Raw genomic sequence first — 19,878 nt, forward strand, 5'->3', positions numbered from 1 at the left:
CGAGGGACCTGAATAAGGTTCGGCGCATTGTCGCGACCCTACCCCCCCGCGAACCCTGTCACAACCCCGCGCACGCGGCGCAGTCGACAGCCCAGCGCTTCTTGCCCCCGGTGGCGCCAGCGTCCTCCACTAGCTGCACCGCCCCGAACGGCGGTTGGGCCGAAAGCTCGCGGGCGCGGAGGAGCACTGGGGCTCCGGGTGGGCTGGGCCCAGCTCGGCGGTGAACTCGGCATACTCCCCCTTGCGGATGGCCTTGCCGCAGGCCCTGCAGGTGCCGGCCCTCTCCGTGACGATCAGTATTCCAGCCTCCTGGACATGCTCTCTCGAAGGGCCGCCAACCCCTGCTCAGCGACAACTACACCTCCCCATCAACGACAACTACACCTCCCCATCCAGAGTGACGGCAGCCGTCGGTAGAAACCCGGTGACTCCGGAGGTTCGGATGGGCGCGCGCCTTCGCGGCCAGCCGTACCTCCAGGCCTGCCAGAACTTCGTGGCCGAGGTGCTCTCCCCCTCGCAGCCCGTGGAATTGCGTCAGGCCCACCGCGAGGTGCTCTCCAACCCGATGGACCTGACGGTGGTGGCGCAGATGCTGGCCGAGGAGCGCCAGCCCGACCTGTTCCACCTCTGGCAGCAGCAGTATGAGCTGATGGTGAGGGATTACCGGAAGGTCTGCCTCGCCGAGTTCCCGCTGGAGGAGTTCTCCGAGGAGGCCCATCGGATGCGCTGTGAGGATCGGAGCGTGCTCCCGGAGGAGCGTTTCGGCCGGGAGCTCGCAACATAGCCAGTCTCCCGAGTCTCTGCGAGCGTGTCCTGCGACTGCTGATGCGACCGGATACGCACGGAACGTGGGAATCGAAGCGCTCCCGGAAATGTCAGACCTGCCCGGTATAAATCTCCCTACGCGGCGCCACTCAGGGCGTCGCCGAAAGGTGCATTCCAGAATGCGGAAGTCATTGATCTTCATGGGGCTTTTCCTAGGCATGACAGGGGTCGGCTGCGCGGGTCTCGATGAGGCCGAAGCGCTGGACTCCTCCGTGTCGGCGGACACGACCTCCCAGGTCACCCGAGCCCTGATCACCAACGTCACCGGCACCAGCCAGGTGACCTTCGTCGCCATGTCGGGGAACGAGACGAAGCCGTACGATCAGTCGGCAACGTCGGTGGTCGCGTACACGCGGGACTCGACGACCGGAGAGTTCACGGCCTACCCGGGCACGGGCTCGGCGGACGGCACCATCTCCGTGCCGAGCGTTCCCTCCGGACGCATCTACCTGAAGCTGGGCTCGCGCTACCTGGTGAGCACTGGCCGCTCGTTCGATCTGGGCTCCACGGAGTGGGGCCGTGATGGCACGTTCGTCTCGCTATCCACACCCATGACGGTGTCCGGCACCGGCCTGTCTCCCTGGCAGTCGGGGGACTTCCTGGACATTTATTCGCTGAACCCGGGTGCGTTCGGCTACATCGACGGCAGCGCCACGGGGCTCCCCCAGGTGGGCGCCACGTCGCTCTCCGGGCTGAGCTTCGATTACGCCAACATGCTCAACCCCGTGCTGCTCGACAGCAGCAAGGGGGATCTGCTCTCGCTGGCGCAGATGCGGCTGCAGACGAGCGCGAACGGGGTGACCTACCGCGCGATGCACAAGGTGCTCCTCGCGAGCGTGACACAGGTGGAGGGCCAGCCCGTCTCCGTCAGCGGCACCTTCACCCAGCCCGCCACGACGGGCACCTTCGCCGTGGACTGGCGGCGCTCGGCCTTCGAGGCGATGCGCACGCAGGTGAATCCGGACGCGGCCAGCACATATAGCGAGATCTGGATGTCCGCCCGGCCGGCCGCGCTGAGCTCGGCGCTCGCGTCCATCAGCGGGCCGCCGCTGCTCGTGAAGCTCAATCCGGACTCGCAGCGCACCGACCTCGTCACGGGGGACATGGCGTACAACAACCCGCTCCCGGCGAGCTGGCAGAAGGTGGCGCTCGCCGCCGCGGGCTTCACGAAGAGCTACGCGCTGGGGACCGCGACGCCCTACACCATGAGCGTGGACCTCCGCGTGGATCAGGAGGCGAGCGCGTTCGCCGCCGCCCCCGTGCAGCCGCTCATCGGGCCGGTGCAGGCGCCCAAGGTGAACACGCGCGGCGCGTTCCAGAACCTCACGGGCGTGGGAACCAACGCCTCGCTGAGCTGGTCCAAGCCGCTGGTCGGCACGGCCACGAACTACGTGGTGAACATCTACCGGCTGGGCGTGAGCAATGGCCGCACCACGGCCACGCGCGTGACGTCGCTGCACACGGATCTCCAGAGCGTGTACCTGCCCCCGGGCGTGCTGCAGACGGGCCAGACGTACTTCGCGGAGATCCAGAGCTGGTACCAGCCCGGCTCGGACCTGGCGACGAGCCCGTATATGCGCTCGCTGCCTCGAGGCCGCGCCAGCGTGCTCACCGGCATGTTCAGCCCGTAGGCGCTGAAGTCCTCGGAAGGGAGCGGAGCCCGCTTCCTCCCTTCCTCACGAGCCGCCCCGCTTCAGCGAGGCCTTGAGCGCGAAGCGATCGACCAGGCCCGGAGCCAGGAGCTTGAGGTAGAGGCCAATCCTGGCTCGGGCCGTCATCACCAGCTCCCGGTCCCGGTGGTCGATGGCGCGGAGGATCTGCTCCGCGCAGGTGCGTGGATCCATCGCGTTCCTGGCCGTGTCCCGCGTGGCCTGCGGCTTTCCGTCAGGGCCGAGCGCCCGCACTCCAATATCGGTGGAGACGTACCCCGGAGACACGACGAGCACGTCCACTCCCGTGTCCAGCAGCTCGACGTATAGGACGGACAGGAGCCCTGTTGGGGACGTATAGGAAGGACAGGAGCCCTGTTGGGGGTAGCGGGCACGTATCTGAGGCATCCCCTCATAGAAAGCAGGCGAGGAAGGGGGCAGTTGTTCGTCTGGTTTGAGCAGTAGGGCCATGGATGTTACCGGAGAAGTGGGTACTCAAGCCATCAACGAACAGCAGGTACATGAATTCCTCGCCGGACTCTTCGGAGACGACATCCATGCCAAGAGGGTGCTGTCGCTCTCCCTGGCCACGCTGGGCGTCATCCATGCCGCGAGCCTCTCGGTGTACGCCATAGGGCAGGCCCTGGCCGTGGCGCGGGGGAAGAAGGGCAAGCACGGGATAAAGCAAGTGGACAGGCTACTGTCCAACGCGGGCGTGGACGTGTGGCACCTGTTCACCCAGTGGGTGCTTCGGCATGGGCCTATCTTCCTTCCGAATCGCGGAAACCGACAGGCGTGACAGGCTGCTGCTGCTCAGCGCCCTGGCGTGTGCCCTGCTGACGCTCCTGGGGGCTGCTGGCGAGAGCCTCGGCATGGAGCGCTACCTCAAAGCCAACACCTCGAAGCGGCGCACCTACTCCCTCTTTCGCCAGGGCTGCATGTACTACCAAGCTCTGCCCAATATGCCCGAAGCCCAGTTGCGGCCTCTCGTTGAGCGCTTCGCCCAACTCGTCTGCGCGCAGCCCGTTTTCCGTGAAGCCTTTGGCCTCATATGAGGGGATGCCTCAGCCCCTTGGGGCACACCCTGCCCTGGCCGCCCTCGCTTGAGGAGAGAGGCAGGGAGTTGGGGCGTATTGACAGCGGCTGCGCCAGGTTCAGCACCACGCCTGCTGGGGTGGTCCCCGGGCCGGGGCCCGCGTCAGAGCCTGCGTGGGAAGTCCCAGGTGCTCCAATATCGAGCGCACCCCTGCGGGGGCCGTCACCTACGCCAGCACCTTTCGCCTGCCTCCACACCGCGGACGGGCGAACACCGCGCGCAGGAAGAGGGTGAGGACGTCCGAGAGCAGCCCCACGTCCTTGAGCAGCACCCACCGCACCCGGTGCGGAAAGGACAGCGTCCACTGTCGATAAGGCACGTGCGGCAGCACCCGCTCCACCAGGCGCGCCGCCGTCACATGCGTCCGCTTCGCGTTACAGGAGGGACACACCCCTCGTCCCTTGCACGAGAAGGCGACGAGAAGCTCGTCCTTGCAACTCTCACAGCGCACCCGCGCGAAACCGTGCGCCAGCACACCGCACTCCAGGTACCTGGCGAAGTCCCGCTCCACATACCGGGGCAGGCCTCTACCCACCTCACTCGCCTCCACCAGCAGTGTGGCCAGGTTGTCCCTCACCGCCTCGTACAGCACCGTCCCCTCCGGCTGCCTCCGCCGGTACGACCACCCGTGCTTCTCCACCAGCCCCTCCCCAGCCATACCTCGCCAGGGGACACTCCCGTGGAGCCCCTGGCTGCTCGGGTGGTTCGAGGCGCGACCGAGACAGCGCGTCAGGAGGGGCGAACCTGGTACCAAACGGGTACCAAATCGGGCGAACCTTCCTGAACGCCGCTGAACGCGGCCGGACAGAAAAACGCCCTGCTTCCGGGGACTTGGGAAGCAGGGCGAGTGGCCCCGGCTGGAATCGAACCAGCGGCCTGCGGTTTAGGAAACCGCCGCTCTATCCAACTGAGCTACGGGACCAGACGAACAACTCACTGAAACTACTGGTTCCTTCTGGTAAGCGCCAGCGTACCACCGCGAGCGCCCCGTCCTTGTACGTAATTTGTACGTAACCGGCCAGAAAGAAGGACGGCGATGCCCCAGTGGAACGGACAATGGCCAGGAGAACGAACCTGCCTGGACCGGCACGGCAACACCTGTTGGCAACTGGAGCGGATGCACAACGGGGTCCGTTATAGCAGGCGGTTGGAGGCTCGCAACGAAAGTGAGGCCCTCGCCGAGCTGGCCCTGTTCGAGCGTGACCCTAACGCCTACCTGACAAAGAGCCAAGCCGCCCGGAAGGCCGCCGTTCCCTTGCCGCAGGTCCACCTGTAAGCCCCCTGGTCTTCTTTGCGCCCCTGGGGGGATGGGGGCTCTCAAGAGGCCGTACCCGGTGTTCGCCCTCCAACTCCTCGCGCACGAGGGGGTAGGGCACCCCTGATACTTAAAAATCTGGAGGACCACCGGGAGAAGTGACCGGGGACCTCCGGCGATGGAACTGCAACCCTCACCCAAGCTTTCGCCTTGTTCGTCCGGGCTCGGCCAGTAGAACGGCGGGTGATGCCGCAGCCCTTGATCCACTGCTGCGAAGAGCCGTCTGCGCAGAGGGGATACCCTCTACGACAACGACCCGAACCAGGGCTGGGGCTGGGTTCCGGCCACGAAGGTCTCCGGTGGCGGCAATTGGGAGCCCATCCCAGGACTTCCCACCTGCGACTCGCTCTCCTTCCCGGGCGCGGCGCCTTGACCGTGCGCTACGGCGTCGGCGGCGCGGCCAGCTCCAACCGGTGCCGCGACAGACGGTCTTTCCCTGCGGCAGCAGCCCGAAGTCGGGGATGCCCTCGGCGCGCGGCACCGAGCTCTGAGCTGTCGCTGACGCTCAGCGCGCGACGGTGAGGAGCTCCGCACCGCCAGGGTGCTCCGGCCTATCAGGTCAGGAACCGGCGGTCCCCATGACGTCGTTTGCTCGTATGCTCCACGGCGATGCGCCGCGGCGGTGCGTCGAGCCGTGCGCTTGCTAAAAAGGGGCCGAGTGGGGGAGGACCACGATGGCAGCAATGGATTCCGGAAGCCGTGGGCTGGGAGCGCCCTGTGCGCTGCACCCGACGCAGGTGGCCACGGGCACGTGCGAGCGGTGCGGCAACTTCATGTGCGACGTGTGCGGCGAGCAGGGGAGGCAGATCCTCTGCCCCTCCTGCCGCGAGCGCCTGGGGGTCTTCCCGCTGCGGCGGGACACCTGGAGCTTCAGCTCCCTCTGGGACTACTGCTACGAGCTCTTCAAGCGCGACTGGCTGATGCTGTCGGTGGCGGTGCTCGTGGCGATGGGGGTGAGCATGACGATCAATGCCCTCGGCAACCTCGCGGGCCCGCTCCTGAAGCGGGAGGACTCGCTCGTTCCCATCATCATCGTCGGCGTGTTCACCGCCGTGATGCAGATGGTGGTGCAGGGGGTGATGGGGATGGGGATGTTGCGGGTGGTGTTCGACGTGCTCGAGGGCAAGCGCGTGGATGTCGGCCGGCTCTTCTCCCAGGTGGACAAGGCGGGACGCTACGTGGCGGCGATGCTCATCGCGCTCGTGGTGGTGGGGCTGCCCCTGCTGCTCCTCTTCGCCCTCCTGACGTTCGTCGGACTGGTGTCGGTGGGGTTGCCCGCGAGCGGCATCTTCGAGAGCGGGATTTCCGGCCTGGAGGCGGCGCCCACGCTCGTGGGCGTCTTCTCCGCGGCGGGCCTCGTCACCTTCGCAGCTGCCTGCTACTTCGCCCTGCCGCTCTACCTCCTGCAGTCGGAGCTCACCTACAACGAGGACGTCACCCCGGTGCAGGCCTTGCGCAACTGCTACGAGCTGGCGCGCGGCGAGCGGCTGTCGTTGTTGGGCGTCACCTTGGTGGGGGCGCTGCTGGCCCTGGTCGGCGTCTTCGCCTGCTGCGTGGGCGTCTTGCCGGCCGTCGCGATGGGCCAGCTCCTCGTCGGCGGCCTCTACCTGGCGCTGCGCAATGGCTCCGAGCTGGACGTGCGCCCGAGTGGAGGAAAGCGCCCATGAGGAGGTGCTCCCCACCAAGGGAACACATGTGATCTCCGTCCAAGGCACCCAACCGTGACGCATCTCCATGGAGAAGGGGGCCCTGGCTCCTGGCGCGCGAGCGGTGCTCCGCCTGCTCTCTCCACTCCTCACGAAAGTGGGATTCGGGTCTCTACCTTCCCCTGAAGCACGAGGGGTCGCCCATGGTGGAAGGCACGGAGGAACTCGAGGACTTCAATGACTCGTTCCTGAAGGAGATCGTCCGCGCCGAGGTGCCCCACCGGATGCCCACTCCGGGCACCTGGCTGGGAGGCCCCGACGAGCGCCGGTTCGAGGTGCTCGAAGCGCTGGGTGGCGGCATCATCTGCCCAGCCACACAACCTGGTCTCCCTATGGCGTGGGTTGCGCGACGGCCCGCGGGTTGCCCGCGGGCGTCGGCGGGGTCTCGGCCGGGGCCGCGTTCTGGGCCGCCAGCTTCTCCGCCTCGGCCCGCTTCTGGGCCTGCGCCTCCGCCACCTTGCGCATGTTGGCCAGACCGACTTCGAAGTCCTTGCCCACCATCTTGTCCATGTCCATGAACAAGCAGAACGCCTTGCCCATGAAGTCGTTGTGACCCTCCATCGTCCACGACACCGTGACGCCCTCGGCCGCCGGGGTGAACGAGAAGGCGGTGAGCGACTTGGACGCGAAGGGGCGGACGAACTCCAGCTTGATGCGCACGAACTCGTTCGGAACGCTGTGCTCGATGAACATCCGGCCCGCGCCCACCTGGTCATTGCCAGACCAGCTATAGAGCGAGCCCTCGCCCTGGGCCGGGCCCTCGACGAGCGTCTTCTGGTTCGGATCCAGCTTGTCCCAGGGAGACCACTCGGGCCAGTGGTGGAAGTCATTCACCAGCGCGAAGGCGATGTCCGGCGGCGCCTTGAACGTCGCGCTGCGATTCACGGTGTAGGTGGACGGACGCGTGGCGATCACGCCACACAGCGCCCCGATGACGACGATGAGACCCACGAGAATCTTCTTGAGCATGGATGGTCCTTGCACGGCGGGGAAGCGCGGGGGCGTCATAGAGGAGTCGGTCCGCCGTCCACAAGAGCCCAGGCATGCGCTCCTCAGCCCTACTGGGCGCGCACGATGCTGTAGGGCACCTTGCTTGGTTGGCGGAAGGATGCTCCTCCCCACGGCAGGCCTCGCCCGTCCGTTTCGTGACACCGGAGGCGCCTCCGGAGGCCGTGAATTCACCAAAAAAAATCGGAGAGGCGTGTCGATCTCGATGGGGGTCGTTCGTCGCCGCTGTGGAACTCCGACTTGCCTCGACGAAAGGAACGACCGTGAACACGACGAACCGATGGATGGCGTTGGCAGCACTGGCCTTTTTTGCTTGTGCGCCCAACCCGCCTCGAGATGCCGCTTGGGTGGCCGCGTGGGCCACCAGCCCTCAATTCGCTTCCACCGGGTTGCCGGGAATTCCGCCGGCGGAGCCTTTTCAGAACCAAACGGTGCGCCAGGTGATTCGCCCGTCGTTCTGGGGAAAGACGCTGCGAGTGCGCATTTCGAATGATCACGGGACCCGGCCCTTGGTGATAGGCGGGGCCGCGATCTCGCCTCGGACCGAGGGCGCCAAAGTGGACCTCGCGAAGATGGCTCCGCTCACCGTGGGCGGCGTGTCGAGCTTCACGCTCCCCGCGGGGACGAGCACCCTCACGGACGCTGTCGACATCCGCGGTTGGTCCGAAGGAGACCTGGCCGTGGATCTCTATTTCCCCGAGCACACCGGAGAGCCGACCTGGCACTGGAACGGACTCGAGACGTCCTATGTCTCCGAGGAAGGCAATTTTGCCGGAGCGGCTGAATTCCCAGTGCGCAGCGAGACCACCAGTCGCTATTTCCTCTCCGGACTGGAGATGGACGCTCCCGGCGCAACGGCCATCGTCGCCATCGGCGACTCCATCACCGAAGGGGCGGGTTCCACCGTCAACGGCCGCCAGCGTTGGACGGACGTCCTCGACGCGCGCTTGGGCGATCGGCCTTTCGCGGTGTTGAACCACGGCATCGGCGGGGCTCGCTTGCTGCATGACCAGGTCGGTCCTTCCGCGCTCCAGCGGTTCGATCGGGATGTGCTCGCTCCGGCGGGTGTGAAGTACGTCGTCATCGCCTTCGGGTTGAACGACATTGGGTTCTGGCGCTTCGTGAATCGCCCCGAGGAGAACGTCGACGCCACCCAAATCATCGAGGGGTACCGCCAGCTCATTGCCCGCGGCCGCGAGAAGGGTTTGAAGGTCATCGGCGCCACGCTGACGCCCATCGGCGGTTCCGTCTACGAACTGCCTGACAATGAGCAGAAGCGGCAGCAAGTCAACGCCTGGCTGCGTCAGACCGCGGGTAGCGCCGAGGGATTCGACGCGGTCATCGACTTCGAGGGCGCGCTGAGAGATCCCGAACAACCTTTGCGCCTGCGCCCCGAGTTTGACAGCGGAGATCACGTTCACCCCAACGACGCCGGGTACCGGGCAATGGCCGAAGCGGTGAACCTGGGCCTCTTCTCCGACGCCGGGGAGTGATTTGGCGTCGGCCCGGGCGACCTGGACGAAGCGCACCGCTGGCTCGGCGCCAGGCGGTAGCGCCAGGAGAACTACTTCAGAGACAACCTCCCCGGTCAGTGTCACACCCTCGGATGACTCCCCCTCCAAAAGCCCCTTCGGAGGGGGAAGCTCCCTCTGACACGCAAGGCCACCAGAGCGAGCAGCCCCAGCAGGGCGTTGCCTCCGCCCACATCGCACGAGCACGAACCGCCCTCTAGCTCGATCGTTCGGCCCTGGCCTCGCAGATTGATGACGATGTCCGCGGAGTTCTCGCCCTGCAGCCTCAGCCGCAGCTCGCCGGAAGAGGTGCCCCCCTCCGTTGGGTGGAACGTCACCCGGAGGGTCGCGCTCTCTCCGGGTTCTAGCGGGCTGGTCAGCTCACTGTCATCCACTTCGAAGGCCGGATTCGCGCTCTCCACTCGCACCAGGCGATCCACTCTGGCCTCGTTGGTGAGGGTGATCTCCGTGGGATCGCTCTGTCCCCCGATGTCCACGAAGCCGAAGTCCAGGTCCATCGGAGTGACCGAGAGGAAGTTCGTCACCGCCCGGCCCGTCAGGCTCACCCGCAGGGCCTGATCACTGGTGCTCTTCGTGGTGCTCACCACCAGGGTCGCCTCGGAGTTGGTCGCCTCCTGGGCCCGGTAGCCCAGCTTCAAGGTCGCGCGCTGGTTGGCGGACAGCACCGTCCCCGCCTTCCATTGCTCGAGCAGCTCGAAGTGGCTGGGAGCAGGCCCCTCCAGCACAGGTGCGTTGAGGGTGACGTCCTGCGTGGTCGTGTTGGTGATGGTGAGGAAGCGGCTGACGTTCCTCGGATCGGATGGCGCGAGGACCGTACCGAAGTCCACCGCCAGGTCCGCCACATCTGCCTCGAGGTCGCTGAACATACCCAGGCCTTTCAATGGCACGTAATCGTCATCTCCGTCGTCGCTGCGGATCCTCACCTGCGCATCGGAAGAGACGCCCGCCAGCGGCGTGAACCTCACGCTCACCTTCGCGGTGCTTCCTCCTTCCAGCAGGTAGGGCGGGGTCTTGGGAGCGCCCGTGCGGGCATCCGTGACCTGCATCGTGAAGTGAGAGAACTGCTCTCCCTCCACATCCATCACCAGCGTTATGGCCCTGCCGCCCTTGTTGGTGATCGTGAAGGACTTCGGTTCCGACGTGCGGCCGCCCACCTGCATGCCGAAGTTGAGCTCCCAGTTCGAGAGCTCGAGCACGCTGGAGAGGCCCCTGCCCGCCAGAGACACCGTCCTCGAGTGCCCACCGACCCCTCCATCCGCACCGGAGAGGGGGCCTGTCGTCAGGAACAGCGAGGCCGTCAACGCCCCTTGCCGCGTGGGGCGGAAGGTCACCGGCACTTGGAGCTGGGCGCCCGGTTGCAGTTCCTGTGGCAGCGGTAGCTTTCCCAGCTCGAAGTTCGCACTGTCGGCTCCAGATAGCTCCAGCCTGGACACGGTGATCACGCCCGGGTAACCCGCGTCGGAGCCCGACGCGCTAACTCCGCGGTTGATGAGTGTGAGGATGCCCGCGTCAGCGGCCGAGGGCGTGTTGATCTTCACCCCACCAAAATCCATGATCCCCGAGGGCAACAACTCCAGCTCGGGAGAGGTGCCCACTCCGGTCAGCGCGACCTGCCGCGAGCTCACGCCCATGGGAATGTTGAGCGTCGCGCTGCGTGGGCCCAGGTTCCTGGGTTTGAAGTGGAGCGGAATGGCCAGGAATTCATTGGCCTGCAGCACCTTGGAGGGGAAGGGCGTCGGGACCACCGCGAACTCATCCGGATTGCTGGTGGTGATGCCGGTGATGCTCACCGGATCGACGGTGTTGTTCACGATGGTGACCAGGCTCTCGCGGGCGGGATCGCCCACATTGGCGGACCCGAAGTCGACCGAAGCAGGCAGGATCTCCACCAGCCCCAGTCCCGTGCCTTGCAGGGACACCTGCAGGGGAGCCGCCTGCGCATTGCTGGTGAGGGAGAGGGTGCCTGACAACACGCCCGCCCGTCTTGGCTTGAAGAAGACCTTGAGCTCGTGCTGGTCCTGCGGCTCGATTTGCACGGGCCACCCCTCGCTGGGCAGCTCGGTCTCGAAGGTGAAGTCGCCTGTCGTCGTCGCTCCGTTGAAGAGCAGGGGAGCGGTGCCCACGTTCGAGATGTAGACGCTGATCGGCGTGCTGGTGTCTCCCACCTGCAGGCTGCCGAAGTTGTGCGAGCTCAGGGACAGGGCCACTTTCGCCGAGGCGCCCGTGCCCACCATCGGGAGCGTCAGTGAGCCCGCGTTCTCCGTCTTGATTTGAAGGCTGGCGCTGAAGTTGCCGTTGGTGACGGGAAGGAAGCTCACGAAGAAGTTGACCTCATCCAGGGGAGCGAGCTCCTTGGGCCAGGACACGTCGCGGAAGGAGAAGAGGGTGTTGGTGGAGGTGACCTCGGTGAGCCTCACGGGCAGCTCACCTGGGTTTCTGAGGGTGAGCGGCACCTCACGGAATCCACCCAGCGGCACGGCGCCGAAGTCCACGGTCGTCTTGTCCAACGTCAAACTGGCCTTCGCTCCCCGGCCCATCAACTTGATGACCTTGTCGGAGGTGCTTCCCTCATAGGAGATCCTCAGGCTTCCCTCTTCATTGCTGTTCGCGGGCGTCTCCTGAGTAGGCACGAAGCAGACATCCAGCAGGAGAACCTCTCCAGGCTGCAGGTTGAGTGTACTGCTCGGGGTGGGGAAGGGAGTACCGGAGGGCAGGATGACGCTGAAGGGCGAATTGGTCGCGATGCCCTGAATCCTCAAGGGGGTGGTGGCGCTGCTGCTGTTGGAGATGGTCACCGGCTGAGGCTTGTTTGGATTGAAGCTGGTATCCGTCTTGCTGCAAGCCTTCGCGACCTGCACCGAGCCAAGGTCGAGCTCGAGCTCGGGAGAGAAGATGGGGACCGGGCCGGTGGCACTTCCCGTCAGCTGCATGCGAGCCATTTCCACGTTGGCCTCATCCAGGAAACTCAGGCTCTTCTCCACGGAGGCCAGGGAGGTAGGGGCGAAGACGACCTGAATGGTGACAGAGTCTTTTGCTGCCAGCCTCGTCGAAGGTGGAAGTCCCTGCACCCGGAAGGGCGATTCGACGGAGGTGCTCAACTTCACCTCCGCGTCACCCGAGTTGGTGACGGTCACGGGGCTGGAGTACGCACCCCCCACGGTCTTGTTCTTGAAGTCCAGGCTGGTGACGGACAAGGTCAGCAGGGGAGCAACGCCCTTGCCGCTGAGCGCCAGCACCGGACTAGGACTGGTGGCATCGCTCGAGACATTGACGGACTGTTGGGAGGACTGCCGTGCGCCAGGCGTGAACTTCACCTCGAGCGTCAGGTGGCCGCCGTTGGCTGGGATGACCATGTCCGCGGGGGTCTGGGGTAGCACGATGGAGAAGGGCGGCTGCACCGGCACATCGTGGAGGGTGACGGCCAGCGGGCTGGGATTGGTGAGGGTGAGCTGCCGCGAGGCGGTCGTGCCCACGCGCACATCGCCAAAATCGACCGTCCCGGGATTCAGGGTCAGCTGAGTGACTATCGCCGTTCCCTGGAGTGGAAGGGAGAACACCGGCTCGGAGGACATGCCGGAGACGGTGACGCTGCCCAGCATCTTCCCTGAGTTCGATGCCAGGGGAGAGAAGGCCACCTGCAGGGGGAAGGTCCCATTGGCGGGCAGATCGAAGCTGGAGGGAGAGATGAGGAATGGCCCGGAGACCGAGGCGGTCAGCCCCTTCATCTCGAAGGCCCGCTCGTTCCTCACCGTGACGTTCATGGCCGTGCTGGTGGTGCCCGCGCGCTGGCTGCCAAGGTCGAGCGCGGACGGTTCGAACGTGATGAGGGGCCTGGCCCCGACGCCTAGCAGAGGCACCTCGAAGTTCGTTCCCGGTCCACTGGCCGAGAGGGTGAGCGTGCCCGAGGAGGCAACGTCATTCACGGGCCTGAACTTCACCTTGATGACCACGTCTTCATTGGGGCTCACCAGGCGCGGCAGCGTGGGCGTCGAGGAGACGACCGTGAAGTTCGGCGAGATCGAGGAAAGACTGAGCGTCAGGGACGAGGTGCTGACATTGCGGATGGTGACCTGGCGCTCCGGACTGTCCACCCCAACCCGCTGGGGGCCGAAGTCGAGCGTGGCGGGAGTGGCGGTGAGGGCCGGTGCCGTCTGAGCGGTGCCCGCGAGCGAGATCACGAACATCTGCGAGCAGGGGGTGGAACGTTGCAGGGGCAGGTTCGCATTGAAGGCGCCGCTGGAGGTGGGCTGAAAGGAGACCCTCAGATCCTTGAAACTGTGCGCATCCACGACGATCTCCGCGGGCAGGGGACCTGAGGTGGAGGCCAGCTGCACCGAGAAGGGCAGCGCGGGGGCGCGCCCGCTGAAGGTGAGGGGAACATCTCCGGTATTGCTCACCCGTACATCCCGGAAGGTGCTCGAGCCCAGGGTCTGGCTGCCGAAGGCGAGCGATGTCACGTCCACCTTGAAGAAGGCCCCCGTGCCAGTGCCCGAAAGGGAGACCGTGGGGTTGGGCAGAATCGGGTCATCGCTGAACAGAAGGAGCGATCCCTGGACGGGGCCAAAGTCCCTGGGCGTGAGCTCCAGGGTGAAGGTGAGGCTTTCATTGGCCGGCAGGGTGACCGGCAGCTGAACCACCGTGGTCCCGTTCTTGATCTCCTTGATCGTGAAGGGGCTCTGGATGGAGGCGAAGTAGATCGTCCGGCTCGCGCCGGTCCCGTTGAACAGTGTCACCGGCTCCGTATGGCTCGTGCAGCTGTCCTGGGGAGCGAAGATGAGCTCTTCTTTGCTCCAGGTGAGGGCGCTGGTGGGGGCGACGACGCCGGGCGTCAGGGCGCGCGGCATGATTCCAGATGGGAGCTCCTCCGGGGCTTCGCCGGGCGCGGCCTCCGGGAGAGAAGCCTGCGGACTGCAAGAGGCCAGCAGGCACAGGCCCGCCACGAGTAGGTAATTGAAGTGTGTCATGCCTTGAGCCCTCTGAGTGGTCCGTCCGGAGCTGGAAGATTTACTGCTGCTGAGCACCCTCGGCCGGCTTGTCGGCGGCGGGGCCCTTCGGGGGCTCCGCGGGCGCGGTGCCGGTGCGGATGCGGCCCTCGAGCAGCTCGATGTCGAGCGAGGCTGGAGCGGGTGCGTTGACGAACGTCTGCCAGGTGCCGTCCGGGGCGGTGAAGAGGAAGGACACGGCCAGCGGCGACTCCGGGGGGAGCTTCACCTTCACGCGCTGAATGGTGCCCGGGTAGATGAGCTCCGACATGACCACGTTCTCGTCGGGCTGGAAGACGCGGGGGGCCACCTCGCCATAGGACTCGACGGCGTACTGCTTGGCGTCCACCTTGCGCACGAGCATGTAGAGCGGGCGGCCCTGGTTGGTGCCGGGTGGCGATTTGATGCTCAGCTGAAGTGTGGAGGGCTGGCAGGCGGCGAGCAGCGGCAGCAACGCAGCTGGGCGGAGCAGGGCGTGAAACTTCATCGCGGCACCTCACGGAAGGGGACCCAGGGTTCACCCTTGAGCCCGAAGCGGAGCTCCAGCAGCTGGTTGGCGTCCTTGGCATTGCGGTTGCGGAGATTCCATTGCCGGTGCTGATCGCCAGTGGGCGTGGAGGATTCGAGCAGGCGGAAGCAGCTCCAGGCGGAGCGGGTCTTGTCCAGCGAGCTGTACTGGACGGACTCCTGCTCGGGCGAGCGCAGCTCCAGCATGAGCGAGGCGGTTTGCTGATCCCACCAGGCCACGGGGAACTCCTGCCAGGCGGGGCTCTGGTTATAGGCGAGCACCGTGGTCTTCCCGCACTTGAGCGAGCCCAGGGTGACGAAGCTGCCCGGAGCCGGGGCGGCGGGCAGCGGCAGGGGCATGACCTGGAGCATGAGCGGCCGGGGTTTGCCCTCGGCGTCCCAGAGCAAACGGGAGAGCCGGGACAGCCCTCCCAACGTGGGCAGCAGCTCGGTGGGAAGGGAGAGCCGGTCCTGCAGCGCTCCGCGCAGCACCCACTCCGAGCCGCGCTCCTCGCAGACGGGTGTCAGCACCCGGTTCACGAAGTCCCAGAAGGCTCCATCCTGCCGGCGCAGCACCTCCAGATCGCCCGCGTCCACCTCCAGCGTGGCGGTGGGCTCGAAGGGGTAGCGGGTCAACAGGGGCTTCAGCATGCGTCCCCAGGCCTCCTCCCACTGATGGTTCAGCTTCTGTTCGAGCTCCTGCTGGCCCAGCTGACGTACCGTGAGGAAAGGCTGGAGGAAGGGCTGTCGCAGCTCGCCAATGAGGCCCTGTTGATCGAGCCACGCGTTCACCTTGTGCAGGTAGGAGCCCTCTTCCTCGAGCATCATCGAGAGGGCGATCCGCCCCAGCGGCGTGAGCATTTCCGTGAGCCGCGCGGCGCCTCCGGCCCCCTTGCCCGCATCCTTGCCCGCGGCGGTCGCCGAGCTGGCCTTCGGGACGGCGTTCAGCTCGTCCACCAGCTGCGCGATCAGGGCCCGGTAGGGGTTGAGCGTGGCGTAGTTGCCGCTCTCGTCCGGCTTCATGACCTGCACGATGGGCTTGAAGGGCGCCACGGTGTTGCGCAGCGACTCGTAGTAGGGGCCCTCGAGCGGCTCGAGGCTGGCGCCGTGTGCCACGTCGCGCAGCATGTCCACCAGCTCCGAGGAGGGCTGGGTGAGGCGTGAGAGCTCCCCGGACAGCATGCCGGGCACGGGCGCGGTGAAGTGGTAGCTGGCCACGCGCTGGAAGAGGCGCTGGCGGTACTGGATGGCGAACTGGTTCACCTTGCGCTGCACGTGCTCCTGGCGCTGCGAGGCCTGCTCCAGGGGCAGCCCGGCGTTCTTCAGCCGCTGGGTGAACTCGTCCACCAGCGGGCGCAGGCGGGTGTCGAACTCCACGCGCTCGGCGGCCACGCTGGTGAATGTGTCGCGGCGCTCCGCCTCGTCCCCCGAGACTCCGCCAAAGGGCATGCGGCCCGTCTTCTCGTAGTAGCGCAGCAGAGCCTGGTGGAGCTGACGCGCGCTGTCCCTCGGGCGGAAGTCGAAGGTGCTCTGCAGCACCGTCACCTGGTAGGTGCGATTGTCAGGGCCCTGCAGCCACAGCCCCTCGCGCACGAGCAGCTCGGCCACCGTCATCTTCTGCACGGCCTTGACGCCCAGGTAGGCCTCTTCCTCCATGCGCAGCACGGCGGTGAGCACCTCGCGGTTCTGGTTCATCCACGCCACCGCCTTGATCGTCGAGGGCAGGCCCTTGAAGCGGCTCATGTCCACGCGGGCTTCCGAGGCGCTGAGCAGATCCACCACGCGCGGCAGCGTGCCGAGCAGCGCGCTGTCATCCAACTGGGCCTGGAGCCGGCGTCGCTCCTCCTGCAGCGACTCCAGCTCCGCATCCAGCCGCTCCAGCTCGTACGGCTCCAGGGACTGATCGTGCAGCAGCTCCTGCAGCCGCTTGAGGTGGGCCTGCCAGGGCTCCAGCTGGGCCTCGAGCGTGAGCGGCTCGCGGAAGGGCCATTGCGCCCAGCTGGCTTCCGTCGTGGTGGGTGCCTGCCAGGGCTTGTCGCTGATGAGGACATAGTCCCCCACCAGGGACTCGAGCAGGTTGACGGAGGTGACCCATGAGCGCTTCGCCTCGAGGCTATCGGCCTCTGGGGCGGGGGCCGTCCCGGCCTGCTGGACGAAGTTCAGCGAGGAGCGGCTGCGCAGGCTGGAGAGGACGAACTGGCCAAGCGCCTCGTCTCGCGAGGCGTGGAGCGTGGCCAGCATGAAGACCACCTGCTCGGGGCGGCATGTGTTGGGCTGCTTGTGGCAGCGCTCCAGGGCGGGGCGCAGGTGAGCCTCGCGGATACCGCGCGCCAGCCGCAGGCGCAGACCCTCGCGCTCATCCGTGAAGCTGTAGGGCAGCAGCGGCCAGTAGGACATGGCCCGCCACAGCACATCCATGGACTGGCCGGCCGCGAGCACCTGCTCCTGGACCACGGTGCCCGACACCTCCTGGCCCTGATCGCGCATGCGCTGGACGGTGTCCTCGAAGCGCTGCACCCGCTCCTGCGTCTGGGTCAGCCTCCACGAGAAGTGGGCGTAGGCGGCCAGCATGGGCAAGCTGCACACCCCGGCCAACATCACGCAGCGCTTGAGGTGGGTACGCAGATAGCGCTGGCGCACGGCCTGGGCATCGTTCGACGTGGCGGACACGGAGAGCACCCCGGCCGCGCGCGCCGAGGGCGAGAGCGAGGACAGGTACACCCGCGACAGCCGGGGCGCGAAGGCCAGCGTCCCGCCCTCGAGCAGCGCGGTGATGAAGCGGGCGAGCGCCTCGAAGGGGCGGTGGCCCTGGGAGTAGAAGTGCTCCAGGCGCTCGAAGGACTCCACGGGCAGCGACGTCAACCCCAGGGCCAGGTATTGCTCCTGCGCTTGCAGCAGCGAGGCCAGCGCTCCCTCCTCGCCGCGCCGGGGCAGCTCGAAGGACAACGGCACCCGGTGGTCTCGCAGCAGGTTCGCGAAGTCCTCGAAGCCCTCCAGCTCATCCATGTGCGTCAGACACAGGCGCGTCTCCACCTGGCCATGGCGGACCTCGGCCAGCAGGTTGAGCTTGCCGCGCAGCAACTGCGCGGTGCGCCGCACCTCGTCCGGCGGCCTCTCCGCCAGCCACCGCGCGTCGAGCACGAGAATGGCCAGCGCCTGCTGCTGACCGAACGTGTCCTTCCACAGCCGCCGCAGCGCCAGGCGCGCCTGCGGCGTGTCGTCCTCGAGCAGCGGCGCCGAGAGCTCCTGCACCACGGTGTCCGGCCCCAGGTAGATCTGCAGCAGCGAGTCGCGGGTGTTGCTGGGCAGGAACTGGCGGGCCTGACGCTGCCAGTCCACGTCCAGCTCGATGAGCTTGGACTTGCCGGCGCCGGCGGGGCCGAGCACCACCGCGCCCGGCAGATCCTTCACCGCGGCCCGTTGCCGCCACGGAAGCCCGGCCAGGAAGCGCTGGTGGATCTGCCGCAGCCGGTTGCGCCCGAGGGTGGGCGGGGTGCCCGGGGCCGTGGGGGCGTCGCGCTTCTTCCTGGCGCGCAGCCACAGCACGAGCGGGATCGCGGCGGCCACGAGGACCAGCGCGAGCAGCACCCACTTCTTGTAGGGCCCCGGGATGAAGGCCACGAGCTTGCGGAGGGTCTCCATCGCTCAGTGTCTCCTCGTTCCGGCGCCGGGGCCCGTGTGGCGGCGCGCGCGCGCGGCGCGCTGCAGCGACTCGAGCACGTCCTCGAGCGTGTCCAGCACCTGGGCCAGCTGGGCGCGCTGCCCCTCCTGCTCCTTGGGGGGGAGCTGCCGGCCTCCGGCGGAGGGGTAGAGCGCCGCCAGCCCCGCGCGGAGCTCGTCCACCAGCGGCTCCACGCCCTCGCGCAATGGGCCGAGCTCCGTGTCGATGAGCTGCTCCAGGCGGCTCAGCAGGCCCGCGACGGGCTCCTGCGGGAGGGCGCCAGGCGCGCGCTCACTCTGGGGGGTCACGATGGCTTCTTTCATGGCGAGAGGATCAATGGGACAGCCACAACAGCAGCCCTTGCAGCCCCAGGAGGTAGAGGCCGGCGGCGGCGTAGTAACGGACAGGGAACTCGTAGAGCAGCGGCCTCGCCTCCGCGGGCACCTCGGTGGCGGGAGGGGCGGAGGGCGGGGTGGTGATCCGGTCCGCCAGCCGCTGCTTGTACTCGCGCAGCTTCGCGGTGTTTCCGGGGTAGCGGCCGGTGAAGCCCGCCGTCAGGCAGAAGTGCAGCAGCTCGAAGATGAGCGGCGGGGCGCCCGGCTGGTTCAGCCGCGCGTCGGCCAGCTCGTAGAAGAGATCACCGCCGCCCTCCTCTCCGAAGAGCCGGTACTGCAGGAGCGGCCACTCCGCCTGCTCGAGCTCGACCAGCCGGTGCAGCACCAGCTCATCCACCAGGTAGGTGAAGGGCCGCAGCGCGTCCTCCACCTCCTCGGCACGGTAGTGGGTTCCCAGCTCGGCGCGCAGCTGCGCCACGGCCTCCAGCAGCTGCGACTGCAACTGGTTCAACCCCTCGCGCCCCACCTGCACCTGCGTGCGCTCGGCCGTGTCGGGCGGCGCGCCTGGCAGCCATTGATCCAGCAACTCCCGCACCTGACGGTACACCTTGAAGACGATCTGCCAGTGTTCGAGCTTCATGGGACTCCCCCCTCACCCCAGATTCACGGCATTGTCGCCGCTCACGTTGGTGGTTTCGCCCTTGAGATTCGCGGGCCCTTCGGACTTGAGGTGCAGCTGCCCCGTGGCGGTCACATTGAGCATGCGCCCCCACATCACCACCCGGTTCGTGCCATTCAGCCTCAGGAGGGGGCCCTTCAGCTCCAGCGCTTTGCCTTCGCCCTTGGCCTCCAATTTCGACGTCTCGCCCTCGAGCTCGAGCTTTTTGCTGGCCTTCAGCTGGATGTCGGCGTCCGAGGTCAGCGAGGCGTCCTTGCTGGCTTTCTGGGTGAGCTTCGCGCTGGAGGTGAGCGACATGTCCTTCGTGCTCTCGAACTTCAGCTCCCCCGAGCTCGTCCACTCCGAGTCCTTCTTGGACTCGAGCTTGATGGCGTCGGCTTCCACGGTGAAGGTCTTGCAGGTGATGGTAACGGCGTCGGGCTTCTGGACGACGGTGCTCGTGTCCGAGTCGTTCTTCACTTCGAGGGTGATCGCCTTGCCGTCGATCGTCACCGTCTGCGTGTGCTTGCCGTCGGGGTCCTCGACCTTGATGATCAGGCCCTTCTCCTTGTCCATCTCGAGGGTGCAGATGAGGGTCGCCATC

At 66.8% G+C, this 19,878-nt stretch carries 13 protein-coding genes, 1 tRNA gene and 1 pseudogene; 5 read left to right on the top strand and 10 right to left on the bottom strand.

Translation table 11 applies throughout. The features are described 5' to 3' along the window. Positions 1-442 precede the first annotated feature (442 nt). Both DAT35_RS25510 and DAT35_RS25515 read left to right on the top strand, forming a co-directional pair. Entirely contained in the window at positions 443-784 is a 342-nt protein-coding gene (locus DAT35_RS25510) for a hypothetical protein (RefSeq protein WP_108069766.1), read from the top strand. 160 nt (positions 785-944) lie between these two features. Continuing rightward, positions 945-2,456, top strand: a complete 1,512-nt coding sequence (locus tag DAT35_RS25515) for an ABC transporter substrate-binding protein (protein WP_108069767.1) — start codon at positions 945-947, stop codon at positions 2,454-2,456. 45 nt (positions 2,457-2,501) lie between these two features. Here DAT35_RS25515 and DAT35_RS25520 read toward each other — a convergent pair whose 3' ends face one another. Beyond that, on the bottom strand, positions 2,502-2,882 hold the full coding sequence (locus DAT35_RS25520) for a hypothetical protein (RefSeq protein WP_146209879.1): 381 nt from the start codon (positions 2,880-2,882) through the stop codon (positions 2,502-2,504). 61 nt (positions 2,883-2,943) lie between these two features. On the opposite strand from DAT35_RS25520, the pseudogene DAT35_RS25525 reads away from it, so the two are divergent. After that, positions 2,944-3,529, top strand: a pseudogene (locus DAT35_RS25525) (hypothetical protein). 207 nt (positions 3,530-3,736) lie between these two features. Here the strand turns inward: DAT35_RS25525 and DAT35_RS59115 are convergent. Then, positions 3,737-4,210 carry a transposase zinc-binding domain-containing protein gene (locus DAT35_RS59115; RefSeq protein WP_199242997.1) on the bottom strand — a complete coding sequence of 158 codons (474 nt, stop codon included), beginning with the start codon at positions 4,208-4,210 and terminating at the stop codon, positions 3,737-3,739. Positions 4,211-4,418: 208 nt separating this feature from the next. Further along, positions 4,419-4,492: transfer RNA gene (locus DAT35_RS25535), tRNA-Arg, on the bottom strand. A 1,067-nt stretch (positions 4,493-5,559) separates the two neighbouring features. Here DAT35_RS25535 and DAT35_RS25540 point away from each other — a divergent pair. Then, the gene (locus tag DAT35_RS25540) at positions 5,560-6,552 is read left to right on the top strand and encodes a hypothetical protein (RefSeq protein WP_146209880.1); all 993 of its coding nucleotides are present in this window, start codon (positions 5,560-5,562) and stop codon (positions 6,550-6,552) included. 369 nt (positions 6,553-6,921) lie between these two features. On the opposite strand, the gene DAT35_RS25545 is transcribed toward DAT35_RS25540, so the two are convergent. Then, on the bottom strand, positions 6,922-7,560 hold the full coding sequence (locus tag DAT35_RS25545) for an SRPBCC family protein (protein ID WP_108069770.1): 639 nt from the start codon (positions 7,558-7,560) through the stop codon (positions 6,922-6,924). A 203-nt stretch (positions 7,561-7,763) separates the two neighbouring features. Here DAT35_RS25545 and DAT35_RS25550 point away from each other — a divergent pair, with 203 nt between their 5' ends. Next, a complete protein-coding gene (locus DAT35_RS25550; RefSeq protein WP_158501870.1) occupies positions 7,764-9,092 on the top strand; it encodes an SGNH/GDSL hydrolase family protein in 1,329 nt (442 codons plus the stop codon). A 101-nt stretch (positions 9,093-9,193) separates the two neighbouring features. Here the strand turns inward: DAT35_RS25550 and DAT35_RS25555 are convergent, their stop codons facing one another. The 6 genes from DAT35_RS25555 to DAT35_RS25580 all read right to left on the bottom strand — a co-directional run bounded on the left by DAT35_RS25555 (position 9,194) and on the right by DAT35_RS25580 (position 19,877). After that, positions 9,194-13,975, bottom strand: coding sequence for a choice-of-anchor D domain-containing protein (locus tag DAT35_RS25555; RefSeq protein WP_158501871.1), 4,782 nt, complete (start codon positions 13,973-13,975; stop codon positions 9,194-9,196). Between the two features lie 160 nt (positions 13,976-14,135). Beyond that, entirely contained in the window at positions 14,136-14,600 is a 465-nt protein-coding gene (locus DAT35_RS25560; RefSeq protein ID WP_108069773.1) for a hypothetical protein, read from the bottom strand. After that, positions 14,597-18,262 (bottom strand): type VI secretion IcmF C-terminal domain-containing protein, encoded by a 3,666-nt coding sequence (locus tag DAT35_RS25565; RefSeq protein ID WP_108069774.1) that lies wholly within the window; start codon positions 18,260-18,262, stop codon positions 14,597-14,599. The genes DAT35_RS25560 and DAT35_RS25565 overlap by 4 nt, the downstream gene beginning before the upstream one ends. A gap of 3 nt (positions 18,263-18,265) precedes the next feature. Beyond that, a complete protein-coding gene (locus tag DAT35_RS25570; RefSeq protein WP_233261703.1) occupies positions 18,266-18,604 on the bottom strand; it encodes a hypothetical protein in 339 nt (112 codons plus the stop codon). A 10-nt stretch (positions 18,605-18,614) separates the two neighbouring features. Next, entirely contained in the window at positions 18,615-19,256 is a 642-nt protein-coding gene (locus DAT35_RS25575) for a DotU family type IV/VI secretion system protein (protein WP_108069775.1), read from the bottom strand. A gap of 12 nt (positions 19,257-19,268) precedes the next feature. Continuing rightward, positions 19,269-19,877: a hypothetical protein gene (locus DAT35_RS25580; RefSeq protein ID WP_108069776.1), complete on the bottom strand. Its 609-nt coding sequence runs from the start codon at positions 19,875-19,877 to the stop codon at positions 19,269-19,271. Between the last annotated feature and the right edge of the window lies 1 nt (position 19,878).

This window comes from Vitiosangium sp. GDMCC 1.1324, assembly GCF_003044305.1.
Lineage (GTDB): Bacteria > Myxococcota > Myxococcia > Myxococcales > Myxococcaceae > Archangium.

Coding starts and splice junctions, on each gene's coding strand:
- DAT35_RS25510 (WP_108069766.1), top strand. CDS start 443: ATGGGCGCGCGCCTTCGCGGCCAGCCGTACCTCCAGGCCTGCCAGAAC.
- DAT35_RS25515 (WP_108069767.1), top strand. CDS start 945: ATGCGGAAGTCATTGATCTTCATGGGGCTTTTCCTAGGCATGACAGGG.
- DAT35_RS25520 (WP_146209879.1), bottom strand. CDS start 2,882: ATGCCTCAGATACGTGCCCGCTACCCCCAACAGGGCTCCTGTCCTTCC.
- DAT35_RS25540 (WP_146209880.1), top strand. CDS start 5,560: ATGGCAGCAATGGATTCCGGAAGCCGTGGGCTGGGAGCGCCCTGTGCG.
- DAT35_RS25545 (WP_108069770.1), bottom strand. CDS start 7,560: ATGCTCAAGAAGATTCTCGTGGGTCTCATCGTCGTCATCGGGGCGCTG.
- DAT35_RS25555 (WP_158501871.1), bottom strand. CDS start 13,975: ATGCCGCGCGCCCTGACGCCCGGCGTCGTCGCCCCCACCAGCGCCCTC.
- DAT35_RS25560 (WP_108069773.1), bottom strand. CDS start 14,600: ATGAAGTTTCACGCCCTGCTCCGCCCAGCTGCGTTGCTGCCGCTGCTC.
- DAT35_RS25565 (WP_108069774.1), bottom strand. CDS start 18,262: ATGGAGACCCTCCGCAAGCTCGTGGCCTTCATCCCGGGGCCCTACAAG.
- DAT35_RS25570 (WP_233261703.1), bottom strand. CDS start 18,604: ATGAAAGAAGCCATCGTGACCCCCCAGAGTGAGCGCGCGCCTGGCGCC.
- DAT35_RS25575 (WP_108069775.1), bottom strand. CDS start 19,256: ATGAAGCTCGAACACTGGCAGATCGTCTTCAAGGTGTACCGTCAGGTG.
- DAT35_RS25580 (WP_108069776.1), bottom strand. CDS start 19,877: ATGGCGACCCTCATCTGCACCCTCGAGATGGACAAGGAGAAGGGCCTG.